This is a genomic window from Stenotrophomonas sp. B1-1 (assembly GCF_010894375.1).
Classification (GTDB): domain Bacteria; phylum Pseudomonadota; class Gammaproteobacteria; order Xanthomonadales; family Xanthomonadaceae; genus Stenotrophomonas.
In genome coordinates this window covers 128,887-149,898 of sequence record NZ_JAAIUZ010000019.1, presented here as the reverse complement: position 1 = coordinate 149,898, position 21,012 = coordinate 128,887, and the positions used below count along the sequence as shown (strand labels likewise).

The following is a 21,012-nucleotide window of genomic DNA, read 5'->3' as shown; positions in this document are numbered from 1 at the left end:
GCCAGCAGCACGGCCTGTGCGCGGTCTCGGCCATGTCCTGCAGCGCCTATCCGGAGGCCTCGCTGGTGGAGCTGCGTGACGCCCGGCCCAGCGATCTGCCGGTGCTGGTGTGGGCGCTGGACAACGATCCCGGTGCACGGGACTACACCCTCAAGCACATCGCCCAGGCCGAGAAGCTCGGTTTCACCTGCCGGGCGGCCCAGATCCGTCAGCGCGGCGATCGCAAGACGGACTGGAACGATCTGCACCTGCGTGCGGTGGCCAGCGAGAACGGCACCGCGCAGTGGCGGGAGGACGTGACCGAGGCGCGCTACCAGGGCGATCTGCTCACCGCGCGCAGCGCCATGGACAAAGGCCTGCGCATGTATGAACACGCCGAGCGGGCGCAGTTCCATTTCGACTTTGGCAACCGGCTGTACTGGTTTGAGTTCGATGCGGTGCGCTTTGACAAGCTCTGCCGTGAATACGCCACGCGCAAAGAGGATGCGGCCGCCGAGCTGGAAGAGGACGAGCTGCAGAAGCTGCGCCGGGCCAGCGCCTCGGTGAAGGAAATCGCCAGCTGCTTTCCGCAGACCCTGTACTTCCAGCGCAACGAGGTCACCGACGAGGCTTGGTACTACTTCCGGGTCTATCGCCCCCTGGGCAAGCCCAGCGTTACCGGCACCTTCACCTCCAGCCAGGCGATGAATGCCACCACCTTCCGTGACCGTCTGGCCCACATTGCCCCCGGCGAGATCTTCGACGGCACCGGCGGCCAGCTGCTGGCGGTGATGAAGGCCCAATGGAAGGACGTCAAGACCGTCCACACCGTGGACTTCATTGGCTACACCCCCGAGCACCAAGCCTATGTGTTTGGCGACCTGGCCGTGCGCCAGGGCCAGATCAGCCTGGCCAATGCCGAAGACTACTTTGAGTTCGACAAGCTGCGTATGAAGACCACCCAGCGCTCGATCCGCCTGGACATCCAGCGCGATCCCGAAGCCTTTCGCACCGATTGGCTGCCATGGCTGTGGACCTGCTTTGGCACCCACGGCATCGTCGCACTGACCTTCTGGTTTGGCTCGCTGTTTGCCAACCAGATCCGCTCGACCCACAAGTCCTTTCCGTTCCTGGAAGCCACCGGTGAGGCCGGTGCTGGCAAGACCACCCTGCTGACCTTCCTGTGGAAGCTGCTGGCCCGGGCCGACTATGAGGGTTTTGACCCGGCCAAGTCGTCCAAGGCCGGCCGTGCACGTGCCATGGGCCAGATCTCGGGCATGCCGGTGGTGCTGTTGGAGGCGGACCGATCAGGAGCGGACAACAAGCCGCATACCCGGGCCTTTGAGTGGGATGAGCTCAAGGACTATTTCGGCGGCGGCACCCTGGCCACGCGTGGCGTGCGCAATGGCGGTAACGAAACCTACGAGCCGCCCTTTCGCGGCACGATCGTGATCAGCCAGAACGCGGCCGTCGATGCCAGCGAAGCCATCCTCACTCGTATCGTCAAGCTGCACTTTCGCAAGCCGGTGGCCACCACCGAAAGCCGCATTGCCGCTGACAACCTCAATGCACTGCAGGTCGAGCAGGTGAGCCACTTCCTGATTAAAGCCGTGCGCGCTGAGCAGCGGGTCTTGGAGCGCTTTGCCGAGCAGGTCAAGCACTACGAAGCGCTGCTGCGGCAGAACCCGGATCTGCGTAACGAGCGCCTGATCAAGAACCACGCCCAGATGCTGGCCCTGCTCGATGGCCTGCGCCTGGTGATCGATATCCCCCAGGACATGGTGGATCAGACCCGCCAGGCGCTGGCCGAGATGGCCATTGAGCGGCAGAGCGCGATCAGCGCTGACCACCCGATGGTCAATGAGTTTTGGGAGACCTATGAGTACCTGGAAAGCATCGGCAACGGCAACCAGCCCTACGTGAACCACTCGCGCGATTCGCAGCGCATCGCCATCAACCTCAACGACTTCATCGCCAAGGCGGCCAACCACAACCAGCCCGTGCCGGATCTAAAGCTATTGCGGCCACACTTGCGCGATTCCCGTCGCTACAAGCTGGTCAGCGACAACCTGGCCATCAAGAGCGCCATACGCAAGGACAGCGTCGGCGGGGCGCAGAACGTCAAATGCTGGGTGTTCCAGAAATGAACAAGCGCAACAACGGGCCGGCGGATGGTGTTCCAGCACCAGCCCAAGGCCATTCCTCAACGCAACTCGGGGTAGTCACGATGCAACAACAGAGCAAACCGTTTTTCTCGTCCGCTATGGCATCTACGTCGAAGGCCGGCACCGGCCACGGCGCGCAGCCTAGCACAGCCGGCAAGGTGGCCCGCAGATGCCATGCCCGGGTCGAGTTTGAGATCCAAGCCGACTCGATCATCGTGGTGGCGGTGCTGACCATGGGCCGCACAGTGAAGGTCGAGCAACGCTGGAACCGCCGGACTCGCACTACCTGGCTGCATGCAGGCGGGCCGATCGTGTGGGAGGCTGAAGCCAACGGTCTCAGCCGCGAGCTAGCGGAGTGGCTCGATAGCCTGGGTCTGCCGCTGGCCGTGGCCGACATGCTGCCCGGCACCACGGCCAGCACCGCTGCGCTGGCCCAGGCCGCCCAGGAGGTGGCCCTTGGCTAAGTCCCGCGTTCTGTACGGCCCCCAACGCTCAGTCAAGACCCTGCACGGCCAGACCATTGCCGCCCGCCTGGGCCTGCGCCACGTCCGCGACCTGGTCGATGTCCAGTTCATGGGCGACCGCCTGCAGCGTACCGGCCACCTCTACCTGGCCAACTGCCAGGACTATGGCCAGCGGGCAGCGCGATTGCTCGGTACCGACCTGCTGCACATTGACCAGGCGCTGGGCGCGATCGGCGCCCGCCCGGAGGTGGACCATGCTTGAGCTCATCGTACTGCTGCTGGCTCCAGCCGCCGGCGGTGCTGGCCTGTATCACCTGTGGCTGGCCCTTCCGCCCCGCCCCCAGCACGGGGCCCTGGCGGTTGGCCAAGTTCCGCTGCAGCTGCGCCGCCACGCCGCTATGGCCGTTCGTCGCCGGGGGAAAGATTGATGGACGCCATCGAGAAGCGGGCGCTTGCGATTTTCGCTCAGTGGCACGCAAACAAGGGCTGTGGCCCGCAGGTAGTGCGCGACTGCGCAGACGGGACCATTCGCCCCGACGAGTTGACGATGGAGCTGCTGCGCATGGCCCTAACGCTGCCCGAGGGCTACGTACTGGTGCCGGTGGAGCCGACTGAGCCAATGTTGGCCGCTGGCGCCGAAAGGGCAAGCGTGTGGTTGCTTTCCCAAGAGATGCGACATGTGTGGGCCGCCATGCTCGCCGCCCGCCAGCCGGTGGCATCAAATCAGCCATCCGGGAATTCCGGAGAACTGAACGTTGATGGCGCCCGCCAGCCTGTGGGGGAGCCTGAACCGGTGGCAGTGATCGAGAACGGCGCTTTCGGTGGTGGGGGCCTTCAGTGGATCGGGCCGATGCCGCCCATCGGGACCAAGCTCTACGCCGCCCCGCCCGCTCAGCCCGTGGACTTCAACCTGGAGGCGGCGCATCACGAAGGTTACGACTGCGCCATTCGATACATTCTCGGCTACTTCTGTGGGATGGGTGATTGGGCCGGCATACACTACGAAGAAATCCTCAATGACTGCGATCGCGAAAGCATCATTCGGTCGGCAATCAGCGAAGGTGAGCTGGAGTTCACTGGGCTGGGATGCTGGGTTGCCGAGTACGGCACAGACGCTGAGAAGGCCTTGCTCAATAGCAAGGCGGAGGGCAAATGAACCGCGTCGTGACCGAGCGCGACCTGTGCCAACCAACCAGCAGCCGCACGGAGGTCGTTTGATGGTGGGGCAGCGACCAAAGACAGAGCGACGGATGCCCGCAAGGGTTGGCGGCCATTCCCCCGGCCTCGTCATCGCGGGTCGCCAGGACGATAATTCCGGGCACTATCTGCCGACACCACGCAGCATCTGCCCCCTGATGCCACCGGACCTTGATGGCGCTTCGACGTCCAGTGCGGCATTGCCAAGTCCAGCAAAGATCCTGCGCTTTGGCGACTTGCAACGCATCTGCGCTCCACAAGGCCCGCCACCACGACCTGCCACCGTTCGCCGTTGGGCAGATAGGGAGGGTATCCGTTACAAATACGACCGCCAGGGTGGCATCTGGACAACCCTAGACGCCATAAACGCTGCTCTAGGCTTGATCCCACCGCAAGACGACGAAGCAAGAGAAGAGGACAACATCTAGTGGCACGCGGCAGGAAAAGGAAATTTAACCCTGATATTCCGGCGCATATTGATCAGGACGCGTTGCCGAAGGGTATCTACTGGCTCGATAAACGTTGGTACGTGTTCGAAGATCATGCGGAGGGCGGCCGGCGCGTTAAGCGCACTGTCGCATACGCATCCGCCCGCCTATCCGACCTGCATGCCATCATGGAGACCATCACGACCGGCCAGCAACGGGGGACGGTACGTTATCTGTTCGATCGCTTTCATGAATCCAGCGAGTTCAAGGAACTGGCGCTGGAGACTCAGGCGGACTACAAGCGCTACGCCAACAGTCTGGCCAACTACATCCGGAAGGACGGCACACTTTTCGGGAACATGCAGGTTGATCGCATCACAACACCCGTCGTGCAGCGCCTTGTCGAGGTATTCGCCAAGGGGCGGCCAGCGACAAGGACTCAGCCGGCGCTGTTAGCGTTTCCAAGCAAGGCAAATCACCAGTTTCGCTACCTGCGCCGTACCTTGGCTTGGGGTGTCCGTCACGGGTACTGCAAGCACAATCCCGCCCAGGGCGTCCGCCAGGCGAAGGAAGCTCGCGAACACAGAATGCCTACGCCTGAGGCGTTTGCCAAAGTGCTCGCCTTTGCGCGCGAGCGCGGTGCCAGGGCGCCCCACACGAAGGGAAGTTGCCCGGCCTATATCGCGCCAGCGATGGTGCTAGCGTTCAGCGCCCGCCTGCGCGGCATCGAGGTTTGCACGCTAACCGACGCCCATCGCCTCGACTGCGGCGTACATGGGCAGCGACGTAAGGGCTCGCGCGCCTCAATCACGGAATGGAACGAGGAAATGACCGACGCATGGGAGACGCTGCTGGCGCGGCGCAGCGCCATTTGGGGCAGAGAGGGCCGGAACTTCGCCGTGCCCATCCGCCCAGAGCAGCGATTTTTGCTGGTTGAGCAGACGGGCAACCCAATCGCGCGTTCTTCGATGTCCAGCGCCTGGCAACGATTCATCCGCATGGCCATCAGTGAAGGGGCGATCGAGGAAAGCGAGCGCTTCTCGATGCACGGCCTTAAACACCGAGGGGTTACCGACACCGTCGGAAATCGCGGTGACAAACAGGACGCGGCTGGGCACAAATCACCAACCACCACCGGGCGCTACGACCACGATCTGCCCATCGTGAAACCACCGCGCAAGCGCTGAATTTTCCCGGAAATATTCCCACAAACCCACAGCAGGCACTTATGGACACACCTAAGTGCCTGTTTTTATTGGTGGGCCCACCAGGATTCGAACCTGGAACCAAGGGATTATGAGTCCCCTGCTCTAACCGTTGAGCTATAGGCCCTGCGCAGCGCCACAGTGTAGTGGAGCCCGCCCGTCCCTCGCCACTCAGTCGTCAACGGCAAGCGCCTTCGCCACCTGCCGCAACCGATCTTCAGCAGCCTCTGCGTACACCTGCATCTGCAGCAGATGCTCACGAAACAGGATCACCGCGCTCCTAGCGCCCTCCAATCCCGACCAGTTCTCCCCACCAAACCCCTCAACCAAACCCGCGCCAGACTGTGTCAGCAACGCGAACGTCGCTCGCCGGGCGAAGCCCCAGCGATCCTCAAGCTCGTCCCGCATCACATCATTCCAGTCCAGCAGCGGCGGGAAATCGGGAAAGTCTCGACCAGCCTCAACGGGCTCAACATCATTCATGGCTGTACTCCAGATGCAGGGGTGATCAAAGCAACAGCCCGCTCCAGGAATGGTGCGGCGTGTTGCGCGTCTGCATCGGTATCGGGTGTCCGATCCGCCTACGAGGTGTGTTGAGCAGCTGCCAAACCAGCGTGCGGCAGCCAGAGGAAGAATTCAAACGGCAGAAGCGACACCAGAACAATCCGCCGGGCATGGCCCGGCGTTACCAGACCGGATCACCCAAATCGCGTGCCCATCGCCCGCACCCGCTCGGCATTCACCGCCGCCAACGCGCGCAGCCCGGCCGATCCCACGCGCCCCTCCCCCGCCACGCGCTCCCAGAGCTCCGCCGCCAGCGGCGCCGCCCAGCGCAGGTGTTCCAGCTCGCCACTGCCACGCGGTGCCACGGCTTCCAGCGGCGCATCCTGCCGCAGCACACCCAGCCGCGATGGCGCCAGCGACATCGGCAGCATGTCGTACGCCGGCGCCAAGGGCAGCGCGCCGCGATCCACGAAGTGGAAGCCCACGTTGCCCTGGTGCATGTCGCTGTTGCCGATCAGGCGACCGAACGCATGCAGCCGCGCCATGGCCTGCACGGTGCGCTCCGACAACCAGCCCATCGCCTGCAGTTGCGCACCGGCAGAGGGCCAGTCCAGCGTGGCTTCGCCGGTGAACGCGGCCGACAGCGCCAGCAGCGAGACGAAGCCACGTCGCCCCAGCAGATCGGCGGTGCGGTCGAACCGCTCCACTTCCAGGAACGTATGCGTGGGCGTCTGCAGCAGCTCGCTGTGGGCGGCATTCATGCCGGCGCCGCGCAGGGTCTGCAGGGCCAGGTGTTCGCAGACCAGCAGGTCGGCCCAGCGCTGCGCAGCGTCGCCTCCCTCGGGTTGGGCGAACTTCACCAGTACCGCACGTCGGCCGCCCGCGCTTTCCACGGTGGCGGTGAACTTGGGCTGCTCGCCACCCGGTGATGAGCCCACGTCTTCGCCGGCCAACGCAGCACGCGCGCGCTCGGGGTACTGGCGCGTGCGGTCGGTCGCGTCCACGCGGTCCGGGGGGGCGTCCAGTGCAGCCAGGGCTGCCTGCACGGCGTCGCCGCCCAGCAGCAGATCGCCGATTTCGGTGCCACCGCCCTGCACCAGCGCGGTCAGCACGTCATCGCGCTGCCATCGGTTGAGGTCGGTCGGCAGCCCAAGCGCGCGGCCGCGGCCATGGGCGAAGCTGCGGCCCAGGAAGCCCTGTGGGCGCAGGTCGTCCAGATACCAGGGCAGACCCGGGAAGAACCCGGCCAGGTCGCCCTCGGGCGCGCGCAGCAGGTTCGCTCGCGCGCGGCTGGCGTCCACGTGGAAGGTGTCGCCACTGAGCGCGACCAGGCGGCCCAGCTCTTCCAGCGTGGCATCTTCGCGCAGCCGGTACAGCGGCCATTCGCTGCCCACGCGCGAGGGTTGCCGCAGCGCGTAGGCGGTCGCGCGGGTCTGGCCCAGCCGCACCACTTGGTCGCCACTGGCGGCCACCAGACGGCTCAGGGTCATGCGGTTCACGCCCAGCCGCTCGGCCAGGACCGCCGCCGGCACTGGCTGGCCGGGGGGAAGCTGGGCGATCAGGTCCTGGGGCTGCAGCAGCGCGGGGCGGGACATGGCGGGAGTTGCTGGCGGAATAGTGTTACGTATTTAGCGCAAATGATTAGGCGCCGCAAGCATCCAATTATTCACAATTCTTTGTTTTACAAGGAATTACTCGAAAGCCACGGCAGGCAGATGCTAGAATAGTGTTACGTAAAAAGTACGAATATCTATACAAATCCGCCGGGCATGGCCCGGCGCTACCCCAAAAAAAACCCCGCCGAAGCGGGGTTTTTTCAACACATCAGCGCAACCCGGAAATCAGTCGATATCCAGGAAGCTGCGCAGCTGTTCCGAACGGCTCGGGTGGCGCAGCTTACGCAAGGCCTTCGCTTCGATCTGGCGGATGCGCTCGCGGGTCACGTCGAACTGCTTGCCGACTTCTTCCAGCGTGTGATCGGTGTTCATGTCGATGCCGAAGCGCATGCGCAGCACCTTGGCTTCCCTCGGGGTGAGGCCGGCCAGCACGTCGCGCACGGTTTCAGACAAGTTGATGTTGGTGGTGTTCTCGATCGGGGACTCCACGTTGGTGTCCTCGATGAAGTCGCCCAGATGGGAATCCTCGTCGTCGCCGATCGGGGTTTCCATCGAGATCGGCTCCTTGGCGATCTTCATCACCTTGCGGATCTTGTCTTCCGGCATGTCCATTTCCTTGGCCAGCTCTTCCGGCGTAGCCTCGCGGCCGTACTGCTGGAGCATCTGGCGGGAAATGCGGTTCAACTTGTTGATCGTCTCGATCATGTGCACCGGAATACGGATGGTGCGTGCCTGGTCGGCAATCGAGCGAGTGATCGCCTGGCGGATCCACCAGGTGGCGTAGGTCGAGAACTTGTAACCGCGGCGGTACTCGAACTTGTCCACGGCCTTCATCAGGCCGATGTTGCCTTCCTGGATCAGGTCGAGGAACTGCAGGCCACGGTTGGTGTACTTCTTGGCAATGGAGATGACCAGGCGCAGGTTGGCCTCGACCATTTCCTTCTTGGCCTTGCGCGCCTTGGCTTCGCCGTAGGCCATGGCACGGCTGATTTCCTTCAGCTCTTCCAGGTCCAGCTGGGTCAGCTTCTCGATGTCGATCGTCGCCTGCTGTTCGGCAATGATCTGGTCCTTCACTTCACGCAGGGCCGAAGACCACTTCTGCTTGCGCTTCAGTGCGTCTTCCACCCATTCCAGGTTGGTCTGGTTGCCTTCCCAGGAACGGATGAAGTCCTTGCGCGGCATGCGGGCCGTGACGGTAGCCAGGTTCAGCACGCGGCGTTCGTGGCCCTTGATGCTGGCCATGGTGTCGCGCAGCTGCTTGGTCAGCACGTCGGTCAGCGGCAGCGGCAGCTTCAGGGTGACGAACACGGCCGACATTTCTTCGCGCAGGCGCGGCAGGTTCTTCTTGTCGTTCTTGCCGGCAGCCTTCTTGAAGGCGTTGAAAGCATCGCTCAGCGCCTGCATGCGCGCAGCGACTTCTTCCGGGTCCGGACCGGTCGGTGCGGCTTCTTCATCGCCACCGTCGACATCATCGTCCTCGTCCTCGTCGCCATCGGCGTCAGCGTCGTCGCTGTCATCGGAGGCGGCGGCAGCCGGCGGCGCCGGCTCTTCGTCGGCCAGGTCGTTGAAGCCGACGATCACTTCGGCCAGGCGCTTCTTGCCTTCCTTGTGCGCTTCGTAATCGTTCAACAGCGATTCGACCGACACCGGGAACTGGCCCAGCGCGGCCTGCACCTGCGAAAGGCCTTCCTCGATGCGCTTGGCAATGGCGATTTCGCCTTCGCGGGTCAGCAGCTCGACGGTGCCCATTTCGCGCATGTACATGCGCACCGGGTCGGTGGTGCGGCCACCTTCGGTGTCCAGCGCGCTCAGCGCTGCGGCGGCTTCTTCGGCCGCGGTGTCGTCGACCTCGCGGTTGCCCGTGTTGCCGTCGTTCAGAAGCAGGGTTTCCACATCCGGCGCAACTTCATGGACATCAATGCCCATGCCGTTGATCATGCCGATGATGTCTTCGATCTGTTCCGGGTCGACCATGTCGTCCGGCAGATGGTCATTGACTTCGGCGTAGGTCAGGTAGCCCTGTTCCAGGCCCTTGCTGATCAGTTGCTTGATTTCGGATTGGGCAGGACGTTCGTTGGCCATGTAGTGCTCGCGCCACCGGCTAGGGAGAAATAGGGAACGTAGCATTATACCAGCCCGGGGCCCGGCCTGCCGGGCGGTGGTCCCGGCGGCCTAGGGCCTGAGGAGGAAGGTCACGGGACCGTCATTGACCAGGCTGACGACCATATGGGCACCAAATCGGCCCGTTTCCACCCCCGGGGCATGATTTTCACGGCAGATATCGACAAATCGATTGAACCCGCGTTCAGCCTCGTCCGGCGGGGCGGCACTGGTGAAGCTGGGCCGCATGCCCGAACGGGTGTCCGCAGCCAGGGTGAACTGGCTGACCAGCAGCAGGCCGCCGCCGGTGTCGCGCAGCGAGCGGTTCATGCGCCCGGCCTCATCTGCGAATACACGGTAACCAAGCAGGCGTTCGGCCATGCGCTGCAGCTGCGCCTCGGTGTCGCCCGGTTCCATGCCCACCAGGGCCAGCAGGCCCGGGCCGATCTGCCCCACCGCGTCGCCCTCTACGTGGACGGCGGCCTGGCTGACGCGTTGGATCAGGACGAGCATGCGGGGGCTTCCTTTGAACACGGCCGGCCACGATAGCAGCGCCCTTGGCTAAACTGGGGGCGATGAATCCGCAACGCAAAGCCCGGCTGGTCTACCGCGCCACCACCCTGTTCGCCCGCCTGCCCTGGCCGCTGCTGCGGGGGTTCGCGCACGCCCTGGCCTGGGCGTGGATCCGCCTGGACGCCCGCGAAAGCCGGGTGACCCGCCGCAACCTGGAACTGGCCTACCCGGAACTGGACGCGGCCACGCGCACCGCCCTGCATCGCCAGGTGCTGCGCTCGACCGCGCTGCAGGCCATCGAAACCCTGCGCCTGTGGAGCCAGAGCCCGGCCGACAACCTGCGCCTGCACCTGAAGGAACGCCACGGCCAGGCCCTGTACGACGCCGCCTTGGCCAGCGGCAAGGGCGTGATCGTGGCCGCCCCGCACTTCGGCAACTGGGAGCTGTTGAACCAGTGGCTGGCCTCGCGCGGGCAGATCGCCATCGTCTACAAGCCACCGGAAGACGAGGCCGGCGATGCCTTCCTGCAGCTGGTGCGCGGCGGCCAGAACGTGCAGCAGGTGCGTGCCGAAGGCCCGGCGGTGCGCCAGCTGTTCAAGGTACTGAAGGACGGCGGTGCCACCGGCATCCTGCCCGACCAGCAGCCCAAGGCCGGCGACGGCGTGTTCGTGCCGTTCTTCGGCGTGCAGGCGCTGACCATGACCCTGGTCAACCGGCTGGCCGAGCGCACCGGCGCCACCGTGCTGTACGGCTGGTGCGAACGCATCGGTCCTGACATGGAATTCGCCCTGCACATCGAACCGACCGACCCGGCCGTGGCCGACCCGGACCCGCAGGTGGCCGTGGCCGCCCTCAATGCGGGCATCGAACGCATTGCCCGGCGCGACCCTTCGCAGTACCAGTGGACCTACAAGCGCTACACGCTGCGGCCGCCGGGCAGCGGTGAAGACGATCCCTACGCCACCGAAAAGCACCCGCACTGACGGCCGGACGCCGGCGATCGCGCTATGTTGAATACGACGCCGGCGCCCCCATAGAGACTGCGATGTCCGCCTCCCCCGGTCCTGCCATGCCTGCTTCTTCCCTGTTCGGCGACCCTGCCGCGATCCGCTGCGAACGCGCGGTGGCCGAACTGCGTGCCGGTCGCCCGGTCCTGCTGCACGACGGCCAGGGCCAGCGCCTGGCGGTGATCGCGCTGGACAGCGCCACCGCCAGCAGCTTCGCCGCCTTCGCCAACGCCGCGCAGCAACGCCATTACCTGTTCCTGACCGCCACCCGTGCCCGCGTGCTGGGCGTGGAGGCCGCGCACGGCGCGCGCCTGCCGCTGGCCGGCATCGCTTTCGATGCGCTGCCGTCGCTGGGCTACCTGCGCGAACCCGGCCCGATGCCCGATGGCTGGAGCGCAGGCGATGCCTTCGACGCCGGTGCGGTGGAACTGGCCCGCCTGGGCCTGCTGCTGCCGGCCATGGTGGCGGTGCGCCTGGCCGCCGATGACCGTACCTTCGATGGCGCAGCGGAAGTGGCCCTGTGCGATCTGGCCGAAGGCGCCGCCCATGCGGCCCACGATTACGAACTGGTGGCGCGTTCGCCGGTACCGCTGCGCGATGTGGGCATGACCACCTTCGCCGTGTTCCGCGGCGGCGTGGCCCAGCGCGACCAGGTGGCGATCATCGTCGGCGAACCCGACCTGTCGGCCGTAGTGCCGGTGCGCGTGCATTCCTCGTGCCTGACCGGCGATCTGTTCGGTTCGCTCAAGTGCGACTGTGGCGACCAGCTGCGGCGCGGCCTGCGCAAGCTGAAGGAACTGGGCGGCGGCGTGCTGCTGTACCTGGACCAGGAAGGCCGCGGCACCGGCATTGCCGCCAAGATGCGCGCTTACGGCTACCAGCACGACGGCCTGGACACCATCGATGCCGATGCGCAGCTGGGCTTCGGTGCCGACGAGCGCCGCTACGGCAGCGCGGTGGCCATGCTGCACGGCCTGGGCATCACCCGCGTGGCCCTGCTCAGCAACAACCCGACCAAGGCGCAGCGCCTGCGCAATGCCGGCATTGAAGTGCTGGACTGCATTCCGGTCACCGGCGAGATCACCGCCGAGAACGAGCAGTACCTGCGCACCAAGGCCGACCGCGCCGGCCACCTGCTGGATGTGGATGCGTTGATCCAGGCCGCCCAGTAACGCGGCCGATTTGCTACCGTCAGCGCGGTGCGGCTGCGGCCGCCACCGCCCGCCCTGCTGCCCGACGGATGCCTGCGTGACCGACCTGCCGATTGCCGACCCTGCGCCGCCCCTGGACCACTGGCAGCCGCTGCCCGCACGCGCGGCCGCGTTGGCCGCCCTGGAAGGCGCGTTTGGCGGGGTGTTCATTCCCGGCGCCCCGCTGGCCGCCGCCTGCTGGTTCTTCGATGCCCCCGGTGGCCTGTGGAGTGCCGGTGCCGCCCTGCTGGCCGGTGTGCTGTTCGGCGCATGGATCGGCCACCGCCGCACCCGGCGCACGCGCTGGCGCCTGGATGCACAGGGTCTGGGCCTGCGCCGCGACCTGATGTGGCAGCTGGAAACGCGGGTGCCGGTGTCGCGCGTGCAGCACCTGGATCTGCGCCGTGGCCCGCTGGAGCGCCGCGCCGGGTTGGCCACGCTGATCGTGCACACCGCCGGCACCCGCATGAGCGCGGTGACCGTGAACGGCCTGGACCAGGCCGACGCCGAACGGCTGCGCGACACCCTGGCCCACCAGCTGGACCAGGACGCCGACGCCCTGTGAGCCAGCCACCGCCCCTGCCCGCAGCGCTGCCCACCGGCGGCCAGGACCAGCGCCTGCACCCCTGGTCGTGGCTGTTCGTGCTGCTGATGCAGCTGCGCCATTACTTCCTGCCGCTGGTGGCGCTGCTGGTGTTCGGCCAGCGCGGCGACCGCGACCCGATGTGGGCGCAGCTGATTCCGCTGGGCGCCATCGTCGCCCTGGTACTGGTGTCGGTGCTGCAGTACCTCAGCTACCGCTACCAGATCGGCGCCGATGCGATCACCGTGCGCAGCGGCCTGCTCGCGCGCAACCGGCGCGAAATTCCCTTCGCCCGCATCCACAACGTGGAAGTGCGGCAGAACCCGCTGCACCGTCTGTTCGGGGTGGCCGAACTGCGCCTGGAATCCGCCGGCGGCGTACGCCCGGAAGCGGAAATGCGCGTGCTGCGGCTGGACCAGGCGCTGGCGCTGGAACAACTGGTGCGCCAGCGTGGCCAGGCGCCACAGGCCGTGGCCGACGATCAACCGCAGGCGGTCGCGCCGGACGATGCGCAGGACCAGGTGCTGCTGCGCCTGTCCAGCTGGGACGTGCTGCGCATGGGGCTGCTGTCCAACCGCGGCTGGGCGTTGGCGGTGGCCGCCTTCGGCCTGCTGTTCCAGACCGTGCCACGGCCGGTGATGGACGATGCGATCCAGCGCGGTGGCCGCCAGGCCTTCGGCTTCGTCAGCCACCTGCACCCGGGCACCACCGGTGCACTGTTGCTGGCGGCCAGCGTGCTGCTGCTGGGGTGGCTGGCGCTGCGCGTGCTGTCGGTGGCGCTGACCCTGCTGCGCTACCACGGCTTCACCCTGAGCGAGCGCGAGCGCCGCCTGACCGTGGCCACCGGCCTGCTCAGCCGCACCCGCAGCAGCGTGGCGCGGCGCCGCATCCAGGCCTGGACCCTGCGCGAAAGCACCCTGCACCGCTGGTTCGGGCTGCGCCAGCTGCGCATCGACAGCGCTGCCGGTGGGCCCTCGCGCGACGACGACCGCGCGCTGCGCGAACTGGCACCGCTGGCGCCGGCGGCAACCTGCGACGGCCTGGTGCAGCATCTGTTGCCGCAGCTGCAGTGGCCACCGCCGCAGTGGCAGCCGGTGCGCCAGCGCGGCTGGTGGCGGCTGGCGCTGGGCAGCCTGCTGCTGGTGCCGCTGCTGGCGGTCGCGGCGTACTGGCGCTGGGGCACGTTCGGGCTGGCCGTGCTGGCCTGGCTGCCGGTGGCCCTGTTGGCCGCGCACCGGCAGATGGCGCGCATCGGCTGGTACCTGGACGACCACTTCGTGGCCGTGCGCGGCGGCTGGTGGAAGCGCTGGTGGCGCTGGGCCGAACTGGACAAGGTGCAGGCCCTGCGCCTGCGCCGCACGCCGTTGGACAAACTGCTGGGTACCGCCAGTCTGCAACTGGATACGGCCGGCGCACACGGCGATGTGGCGCTGACCCTGAACTACCTGCCGCAGGCGCGCGCGCAGCAGTTGATGGAACAACTGGCCCACGCCCTGGCCCGGCGCAAGCTGCGCTGGTGACGCCAGGCTGGGCGGGGTCGTGGAAACTCGACGGTAGAGTCGACCGTTGGTCGACTATCGCGCGCAGCGCGGGGGTTTCGCGCAATTCATGAAGAGCAGTCGACCAACGGTCGACTCTACCCAGCCGACCGGTGCGGAGTATTCGCGGGGTGCCGACAGGTGCCGCCGACCGCCCCCTGTCAGCGCTGCGCCGGGCCCCAGTAGCCCAGGTCCTTGCGGATCTGCAGATCGCGCAGCCAGGTGCCGAACGGCTTGCGCCGCAGCGCACCCATCTCGCCGGCCAGGAAATCCTCGGTGGCGGCGATCACCCGCTCGCTGGAACGGCCATCGCGGTACGGGTGGATGGCATCGGCATAGCGCACGATTTCCGCCGTCAGCGCCGCATCGGGATGCAGCGCGCGCTGCAGCATGGCCGGCAGCTGTTCGGGCGCATCGAAGTCGATCATGTGCGGCTTCGGCACCCGGTTGCGGAAGGTCACCACCGGCTTGTGCTGCACGATGAACTCCGAAACGATCGACGAGGTGTCCGACACCAGCACGTCGGCGGCACGCTGCGCGGCCATCACCTGCTCGGGCTCGATGAAGCGCGCATTGGCACCGGCCAGCGCACGGTACTGCTCGAACAGTTCCGGCGGGCACTTGGGGTGCAGGGTCAGCAGCCAGTAGCGATCCCCGGCGGCGATGTCGGCCGCGATCTGCGCATGCAGGTGCGGGGCCGCACTCAGGCGCTCGGTGAAGGTGGAACCAAACAACACCACCGGGCGTCCGTCCGCCGGCGCCCGCAGCGCCGCGCTTTCACCGCCATCGTCGCGGAACAACGGGTCCAGCTTCGGCCAGCCGGTTTCGGCCACCGCGAAATGCCCCTGCTGTTCGGCAATCTGCCGGAACGGTGCGGTGGTGGCCGGGCCCTGGGTGCAGTACAGATCGAACATGCCGCGCACCCGGAAGTGGCCGCGCGCACTGTCGCGCTTTTCCACGTTGAAGCCATGGAACAGCTGCACCTTGGCCCCGGACAGGAAGGTCGGCACCCAGTTGGCCGCGCTGAACACCGCGCGCGGGCGCAGCGCCAGGGCCTGCTTCAGGCCGACCGTGGGCACCCCGGGAAGCTGGCTGCCAGCGGCGCCCCCCTCGAACCAGGCACTGACCTGCTGGCCCGAGGCGTGCAACGCCTGCGCCAACGGGGCGAGAATAGGCAGCGCATAGCGCTCCGTCGCAAACAACAGGTACCCGGCCATCATGTCCTCCACGACCGCTCCCATCGAACGGCCTCGCATCTCGGCGTGCATTATCGCGTTCAACGAGGCCGGCCGCATCGGCGACTGCCTGGCCTCGCTGGCCTTCTGCGATGAGATCGTGGTGGTGGACTCGTATTCGACCGATGCCACCGTGGCCATCGCCGAAGCCGCGGGGGCCCGCGTGCTGCAGCGGCCGTTCGACGGCTTCCGCAGCCAGAAGGCCTTCTGCGTGGCGCAGGCGCAGCACGACTGGGTGCTGTGCCTGGACGCCGACGAGCGCATCAGCGCGGAGCTGCGCGCGGCCATCGAAACCGCCCGCGACGGTGGCTTCAGCGGCCACGCCGGCTACCGCTTCGCCCGCCTGTCCGAGTACTTCGGCAAGTTCCTGCGCCACGGCAATGCCTACCCGGACCGGGTGCTGCGTCTGTTCGACCGCCGCCACGGTGGCTGGCGCGGCAAGCGTGAGATCCACGAAGCGGCCAGCGTGGATGGCAGCGTGGGCACCCTGCGCGGCGATCTGATCCATTACCCGTACCGGTCCCTGCAGCAGCAGCTGGCCAAGACCGAAAAGTACGCGCGGATGATGGCCGAGCACGAGTTCGCGCGCGGCAAGCGGGCCACCCTGGGCAAGCTGGTGCTGGCGCCGGCCTGGCGGTTCTGGCGGGGCTTCGTGTTCCGCGGCGGCTTCCGCGATGGCTGGCATGGCCTGGTCTACGCTTACGTGCGCGCCAACTACGTGCGGCAGAAGACCATCATGCTGTGGATGCTGGGCAACGGCCAGGCCGTAGCCGACCCGCCGACCGATTGACCCGCCGGGCGTGGCCCGGCGCTACCGTCCGATGGCCGCCCGGTGCCGCGCGCCTTCCACCATGGAAAGGCCGGCCAGCAGGCCGACGATGGTCACGTAGAAGCTGGCCGTCATCTGGTGGGCGAACATCGACTGGGTCAGCCCGCACAGCACGTAGGCGACTACGATCATGATGCCGGCCGCCGCCGGCCCGCGGAACGTGGCGCGGCCACTGCGCCGGTGCAGGCGCACGAACACCCACAGCGGCACGCCGTACACCGCCAGCAGCAGCAACAGGCCCGGCAGCCCCTGGGTCGCGGTCCACTCGGCCAGGTCGTTATGGGCATGGCCCAGGTGGCAGCGCAGTTCGCCCGGATCGGTGCGGCAGACCGGCAGGCGCTGCATGGCGGTATCGAACTGGCCGATGCCCACCCCGGTGAACGGGTGGTCCTTGAAGGTTTCCCAGGCCACCTGCAGGCGCTCCACGCGGGCACCGGCCGACGAATCGGCATCGCCCTGCTCCAGCCGCTGCACGTCACTGTGCAGTTCGGTCAGGCGCAGCTGATGGCGCAGTTCGGGTACCGACAGCATCAGCGTGGCGCCCAGCGCCAGCATCACCCCCAGCACCGACAGGCGCGCCACGCCGGTACGCCAGCGCAGGCTCAGTGCCAGCACCACCAGCAGCGCCAGCAGCGCGGCAAACACCCCGCGGCTGCCGGTCAGCACGATGGTGCCGCAGCCGGCCGCCATGCCCACGATCACCAGCGACCAGCGCCGTGAGGGGCGGCAGAACACCAGCAGCACCATCAGCATGGCCACGATATCGGCCAGCACGATGGCATTGGTGGACAGCTCGGCGCGGGGCGCGCCCTGCAGCACCTGCACCAGGGCCAGCACGAAGGTGCCCAGCAATCCGGCCAGGGCGCCGCGCCACAGCCAGCGCATGTCCGGCCGCAGTGCACACACCCACAGCACCAGCCAGGGAATGACCAGGAAGCGCGAACGGTTGTCGACATCGCGCAGGCCCTGCTGGAACAACAGGATCGAGAACACGCCCAGCGCCACCACCGCCAGCATCAGCGCAGTCATCACCTTCAGCGTGGTCGGTTCGATGCGCCGGGCCCGCCACAGCAGTTCCGGCGCCAGCAGGGTGCTGACCAGCAGCAGCACGCCATAGCCCAGCAGGTTGCTGGGCAGGGTGAGCACCAGCGCCGGCATGCAGAACAGACCGACCTGGGCCAGCCAATGGGCCACGCCGTGGCGCCCCCCGGAGGGAGCCGCCAGCACGGTGCCGGCCCGCGCATCCTTGTTGTCTGGTGAAGCTGCCACGTTCAGAGCGATCACTGCGTTCCTGCGGAAATTCCAGAGGCGTGGCCAGGCCACCCCCGCCCGTATCTTTTACTGTGTTTGCAGCCTGCTGGGCAGTCTGGACAAAGCAGACTGCGAACGCTTACTCATCATCCTGCATCTGCCGTTCACGTTCGCGCTCGGCGGCATTGGACACACAGCGCCCCTGCACGGCCGATGCCGGCACCAACCACCAACGCCGGCGGTTGGCGATACCGGCCAATTCGGCCTGGTTGCGGTCGATGCAGGGCAGCAGGGCGTCTTCCAGCACCAGCAGCCAGCGTCGTTCCGGCGCCAACTGCTGCCAGCGCACGCCGGCCACCAGCTGTTCATCCCAGTGCACCTTGAAGCCGAACGTCGCCGCCGGGCGGTCGGCCATCAGCAGGTTCTGTTCCTTCCACGCCACCAGGCCCAGCTCGGCCTTCGGGCCGATGCGCTGGCCGGCGGCCTGCATCAGCCCCCGCGCCGAACTGGAGTCGTTCAACAGCGGGTAGCCGACCAGGCTGTACAGCACCCAGATCACGGTGAGCGTGGAAACCAGCGCCATGTGCCAGCGGCGGCGCCCGAACAGCAGCAGGCTGGCCACGGCCCAGCCGCCCATGGCCAGTGCGGCCCAGGCCAACTGGTCCATCACCCCCGGCGCCATGCCGCGCGCCTGCTGCAGGCGCACTTCGAAACCGGGCTCGCCCATCAGCGCGGCCAGGCCGCCGCCCAGGGTGGCCACGGCCAGCAGCAGGGTGAAAGCGCCCAGCAGCCACTGCACGTCGCGCCGGCGCAGCAGCCCGGGCAGCAGCGGCGCCAGCGCCAGGCAGAACATCGGCAGCGACGGCAGGATGTAGACATCGCGCTTGCCGTTGGGGATGGAGAAGAACAGCACGATCAGCGCCCACCAGCCCAGCAGCAGCAGGTACCGCGCATCGCGCCGCTGCAGGCGCCGGCGCCACGCCGGAATGGCCCACGGCACCAGCAGGAACGCCGGGATCCACATCGATGGCATGGTGCCCAGGAAGTACCACCAGGGCTGATGGTGGTCCCAGGACTGCGCGTAACGCTTGGCCGTCTGCCGGAACAGAATGTCGTTCATGTACGCCTGATACTCGCCCGACTTCGTGGCCAGCGCGGTCAGCACCATCGGCAGCAGCCACAACGCCACCGCAAGCAGGAACGCCAGCGGCGCCAGCCAGAACCGCACATCGCGCACATGCAGGCGCACCCGCGGCCAGTGCAGCGCCGAGGCGATGGCCGCCGGCACGATCATCAGCAGGGCGATCACCCCCACGCCCTTGGTGATCACCCCGATGCCGGCGAAGAACCAGCCCAGCCACCACCAGCGCCAGGCCGGGCCCAGCAGCAGGTGGCGCAGCAGGCCGTAGTTGGCCAGGGTGATGAACAGCACCACCAGGGGATCAATCTGCGCCTTCTTCGACTGGAAGGTGAACTGCAGCGCGAACAGCAGTGCCCAGCCGGCGTACAGGCCCACGCGCCGCGTCCACAGCCGGCGGCCCAGATCGACCACGCACCACAGCGTGCCCAGCGCGGCGATCAGCGAGGGCAGCAGGAATGCCACCCGCCAGTTGCCGATCACGCTGTACAGGGTGGCCTGCCACCACATCAGCATGGGCGGCTTGTCCGAATACAGCTCCAGGCCCCGGTGCGGGAACAGCCAGTCGCCGCTTTCCACCATCTGCTTGGCCACCAGGGCAAAGCGCGGTTCGTCCGAAGGCCACGGGTCGCGCAGGCCCAGGCCGGCGCCCAGCACCAGCAGGGCCATCACTACGAACAGCCACGTCTCGCGTGATGCGCGGGTTTTCAGCATGGGAACTCGGCGGTTGAAAAGGTCAGGCTGTTTTTAGCAGACGCGCGTAGAAAAATCCGTCAGCATCATCGCTGCCGGGCAGTCGCTGGCGGGCGATGCCCTCACAATCCAGCCCGAAAGCGTCACCCAGCGGCGCGGCCTGCGCGTCCGGATGCCACTTCAGGAAGGCCCGCACCTGGTCCACGTTCTCGGCCCGAAGGATCGAGCAGGTGGCGTACAGCAGCACGCCGCCGGGGCGCAGCATCGACCAGCAGGCTTCCAGCAGACGGGCCTGCACCCCCACCAGCGCCTCGATGTCCTCGGCCCGGCGGTGGAACATCACGTCCGGCTGGCGGCGGATCACACCGGTGGCCGAGCACGGGGCATCCAACAGGATGGCGTCGAACAGCGTGCCATCCCACCAGGCGGCGGTATCGCTGGCGTCGGCCACCTGGGTCTGCGCGCCCTCGCCTACCCCCGTGCGGGCGTAGGTATCGCGCGCGCGCGCCAGGCGCCGGGCATCGATGTCCAGCGCCAGCAGGCGCAGGCTGGGGTCGCGTTCCAGCAGGTGGGCGGACTTGCCACCCGGCGCCGCGCAGGCGTCGAGCACCCGTGCCCCCGGCGGCGGCGCCAGTGCGTCGGCGGCGCATTGCGCCGACAGGTCCTGCACCGACAGCGCACCGTCGGCAAACCCCGGCAGCTGGTTCACCGGCACCGGCGCGGCCAGGCGCAGGGCATCACTGCACAGGGCGCTGGGTTCGGCGGCAATGCCGGCCTCGGCCAGCGCGGCCAGTGCCTTGTCACGCCCGCCCTGCTGGCGGTTGGCGCGCAGCCACAGCGGCGCCGGCTGCAGGCTGGCATCGAAGATGGCGCCGGCCTGTTCCGGCCAGTCGCGCTCGATGGCCTGGGCCAGCCAGTCCGGGAACGCATCGCGGGCCGGCTGCTGCGGGAAGCCCTCGCGCTGGGCACGGCGCAGGATGGCGTTGACCAGCCCGGCCTGGCGCTCGCGGCCCAGTGCGCGCGCGGCGTCCACCGTGGCCGACAGTGCGGCATGGGCCGGCAGTTCCAGCACGTCCAGCTGGGCAAAGCCCACCATCAGCAGCGTGCGCAGGTCGGCATCGCGTGCCGACAGCGGCTTCTGCATCCAGCCCTGCAGCGCGGCATCGTAGGTGCTGCGACGGCGCAGCACGGCAAAGCACAGGGCTTCCAGCAGGGCGCGGTCGCGGGTGTCGGCCAGCTTGGGCAGCGCCCAGGCCAGCTCGGCCTTCAGCGAACGGCCGCGGGTGAACACCTGGGCCAACACCCGCGCCGCCAGCATGCGGGTGGCCGCGCCCGGGGCGGCCTTGGCCACCGAAAAATCGTTCTGCTTGCCCACCC

The 21,012-nt window shown here is 67.4% G+C and carries 19 protein-coding genes and 1 tRNA gene; 11 read left to right on the top strand and 9 right to left on the bottom strand.

Going from position 1 to position 21,012, the window contains the following annotated elements; translation table 11 throughout:
* The 6 genes from G4G00_RS15530 to G4G00_RS15510 all read left to right on the top strand — a co-directional run.
* The coding region (locus G4G00_RS15530; RefSeq protein ID WP_164274864.1) for a toprim domain-containing protein at positions 1 to 2,126 on the top strand (2,126 nt) is incomplete at its 5' end.
* A complete protein-coding gene (locus G4G00_RS15525) occupies positions 2,123 to 2,608 on the top strand; it encodes a hypothetical protein (RefSeq protein ID WP_164274861.1) in 486 nt (161 codons plus the stop codon). The genes G4G00_RS15530 and G4G00_RS15525, both read left to right, overlap by 4 nt.
* The gene (locus tag G4G00_RS15520; protein ID WP_164274858.1) at positions 2,601 to 2,870 is read left to right on the top strand and encodes a hypothetical protein; all 270 of its coding nucleotides are present in this window, start codon (positions 2,601 to 2,603) and stop codon (positions 2,868 to 2,870) included. The genes G4G00_RS15525 and G4G00_RS15520 overlap by 8 nt, the downstream gene beginning before the upstream one ends.
* Before the next feature lie 165 nt (positions 2,871 to 3,035).
* Positions 3,036 to 3,764 (top strand): hypothetical protein, encoded by a 729-nt coding sequence (locus tag G4G00_RS15515; protein ID WP_164274855.1) that lies wholly within the window; start codon positions 3,036 to 3,038, stop codon positions 3,762 to 3,764.
* Positions 3,765 to 3,963: 199 nt separating this feature from the next.
* The gene (locus G4G00_RS22025; protein WP_240336170.1) at positions 3,964 to 4,233 is read left to right on the top strand and encodes a hypothetical protein; all 270 of its coding nucleotides are present in this window, start codon (positions 3,964 to 3,966) and stop codon (positions 4,231 to 4,233) included.
* A complete protein-coding gene (locus G4G00_RS15510) occupies positions 4,233 to 5,420 on the top strand; it encodes an integrase (protein WP_164274852.1) in 1,188 nt (395 codons plus the stop codon). The genes G4G00_RS22025 and G4G00_RS15510 overlap by 1 nt, the downstream gene beginning before the upstream one ends.
* Before the next feature lie 69 nt (positions 5,421 to 5,489).
* Here the strand turns inward: G4G00_RS15510 and G4G00_RS15505 are convergent.
* From G4G00_RS15505 to dtd, 5 genes are all read right to left on the bottom strand, one after another.
* A tRNA-Ile gene (locus G4G00_RS15505) sits at positions 5,490 to 5,565 on the bottom strand.
* Between the two features lie 44 nt (positions 5,566 to 5,609).
* Positions 5,610 to 5,921, bottom strand: coding sequence for a hypothetical protein (locus tag G4G00_RS15500; protein WP_164274849.1), 312 nt, complete (start codon positions 5,919 to 5,921; stop codon positions 5,610 to 5,612).
* Positions 5,922 to 6,136: 215 nt separating this feature from the next.
* Complete coding sequence (gene yjjJ, locus G4G00_RS15495; protein WP_164274846.1) at positions 6,137 to 7,537, bottom strand: type II toxin-antitoxin system HipA family toxin YjjJ; 1,401 nt, start codon at positions 7,535 to 7,537, stop codon at positions 6,137 to 6,139.
* A gap of 246 nt (positions 7,538 to 7,783) precedes the next feature.
* On the bottom strand, positions 7,784 to 9,640 hold the full coding sequence (gene rpoD / locus G4G00_RS15490) for an RNA polymerase sigma factor RpoD (RefSeq protein WP_108772301.1): 1,857 nt from the start codon (positions 9,638 to 9,640) through the stop codon (positions 7,784 to 7,786).
* A 90-nt stretch (positions 9,641 to 9,730) separates the two neighbouring features.
* Positions 9,731 to 10,171 carry a D-aminoacyl-tRNA deacylase gene (dtd, locus tag G4G00_RS15485; protein WP_108754272.1) on the bottom strand — a complete coding sequence of 147 codons (441 nt, stop codon included), beginning with the start codon at positions 10,169 to 10,171 and terminating at the stop codon, positions 9,731 to 9,733.
* A 62-nt stretch (positions 10,172 to 10,233) separates the two neighbouring features.
* Between dtd and G4G00_RS15480 the strand changes: the two genes are divergently transcribed.
* From G4G00_RS15480 to G4G00_RS15465, 4 genes are all read left to right on the top strand, one after another.
* Complete coding sequence (locus tag G4G00_RS15480) at positions 10,234 to 11,154, top strand: lauroyl acyltransferase (RefSeq protein ID WP_108762985.1); 921 nt, start codon at positions 10,234 to 10,236, stop codon at positions 11,152 to 11,154.
* A gap of 62 nt (positions 11,155 to 11,216) precedes the next feature.
* On the top strand, positions 11,217 to 12,350 hold the full coding sequence (gene ribA / locus G4G00_RS15475) for a GTP cyclohydrolase II RibA (protein WP_108754274.1): 1,134 nt from the start codon (positions 11,217 to 11,219) through the stop codon (positions 12,348 to 12,350).
* 76 nt (positions 12,351 to 12,426) lie between these two features.
* Positions 12,427 to 12,933 carry a PH domain-containing protein gene (locus G4G00_RS15470; protein ID WP_164274842.1) on the top strand — a complete coding sequence of 169 codons (507 nt, stop codon included), beginning with the start codon at positions 12,427 to 12,429 and terminating at the stop codon, positions 12,931 to 12,933.
* Positions 12,930 to 14,471, top strand: coding sequence for a PH domain-containing protein (locus G4G00_RS15465; RefSeq protein ID WP_164274839.1), 1,542 nt, complete (start codon positions 12,930 to 12,932; stop codon positions 14,469 to 14,471). Before G4G00_RS15470 ends, G4G00_RS15465 begins: the two co-directional genes overlap by 4 nt.
* A gap of 179 nt (positions 14,472 to 14,650) precedes the next feature.
* Here the strand turns inward: G4G00_RS15465 and G4G00_RS15460 are convergent, their stop codons facing one another.
* Complete coding sequence (locus G4G00_RS15460) at positions 14,651 to 15,709, bottom strand: CDP-glycerol glycerophosphotransferase family protein (protein WP_164274837.1); 1,059 nt, start codon at positions 15,707 to 15,709, stop codon at positions 14,651 to 14,653.
* On the opposite strand from G4G00_RS15460, the gene G4G00_RS15455 reads away from it, so the two are divergent.
* A complete protein-coding gene (locus G4G00_RS15455; RefSeq protein WP_164274834.1) occupies positions 15,708 to 16,514 on the top strand; it encodes a glycosyltransferase family 2 protein in 807 nt (268 codons plus the stop codon). The two genes, G4G00_RS15460 and G4G00_RS15455, sit on opposite strands and share 2 nt — an antisense overlap.
* Positions 16,515 to 16,535: 21 nt before the next feature.
* Here G4G00_RS15455 and G4G00_RS15450 read toward each other — a convergent pair whose 3' ends face one another.
* The 3 genes from G4G00_RS15450 to rsmB all read right to left on the bottom strand — a co-directional run bounded on the left by G4G00_RS15450 (position 16,536) and on the right by rsmB (position 21,010).
* Entirely contained in the window at positions 16,536 to 17,711 is a 1,176-nt protein-coding gene (locus G4G00_RS15450) for an O-antigen ligase family protein (RefSeq protein WP_164274874.1), read from the bottom strand.
* Between the two features lie 232 nt (positions 17,712 to 17,943).
* Complete coding sequence (locus G4G00_RS15445; RefSeq protein WP_108754280.1) at positions 17,944 to 19,656, bottom strand: glycosyltransferase family 39 protein; 1,713 nt, start codon at positions 19,654 to 19,656, stop codon at positions 17,944 to 17,946.
* A gap of 22 nt (positions 19,657 to 19,678) precedes the next feature.
* Positions 19,679 to 21,010 carry a 16S rRNA (cytosine(967)-C(5))-methyltransferase RsmB gene (gene rsmB / locus G4G00_RS15440; protein ID WP_108750321.1) on the bottom strand — a complete coding sequence of 444 codons (1,332 nt, stop codon included), beginning with the start codon at positions 21,008 to 21,010 and terminating at the stop codon, positions 19,679 to 19,681.
* Positions 21,011 to 21,012 lie beyond the last annotated feature (2 nt).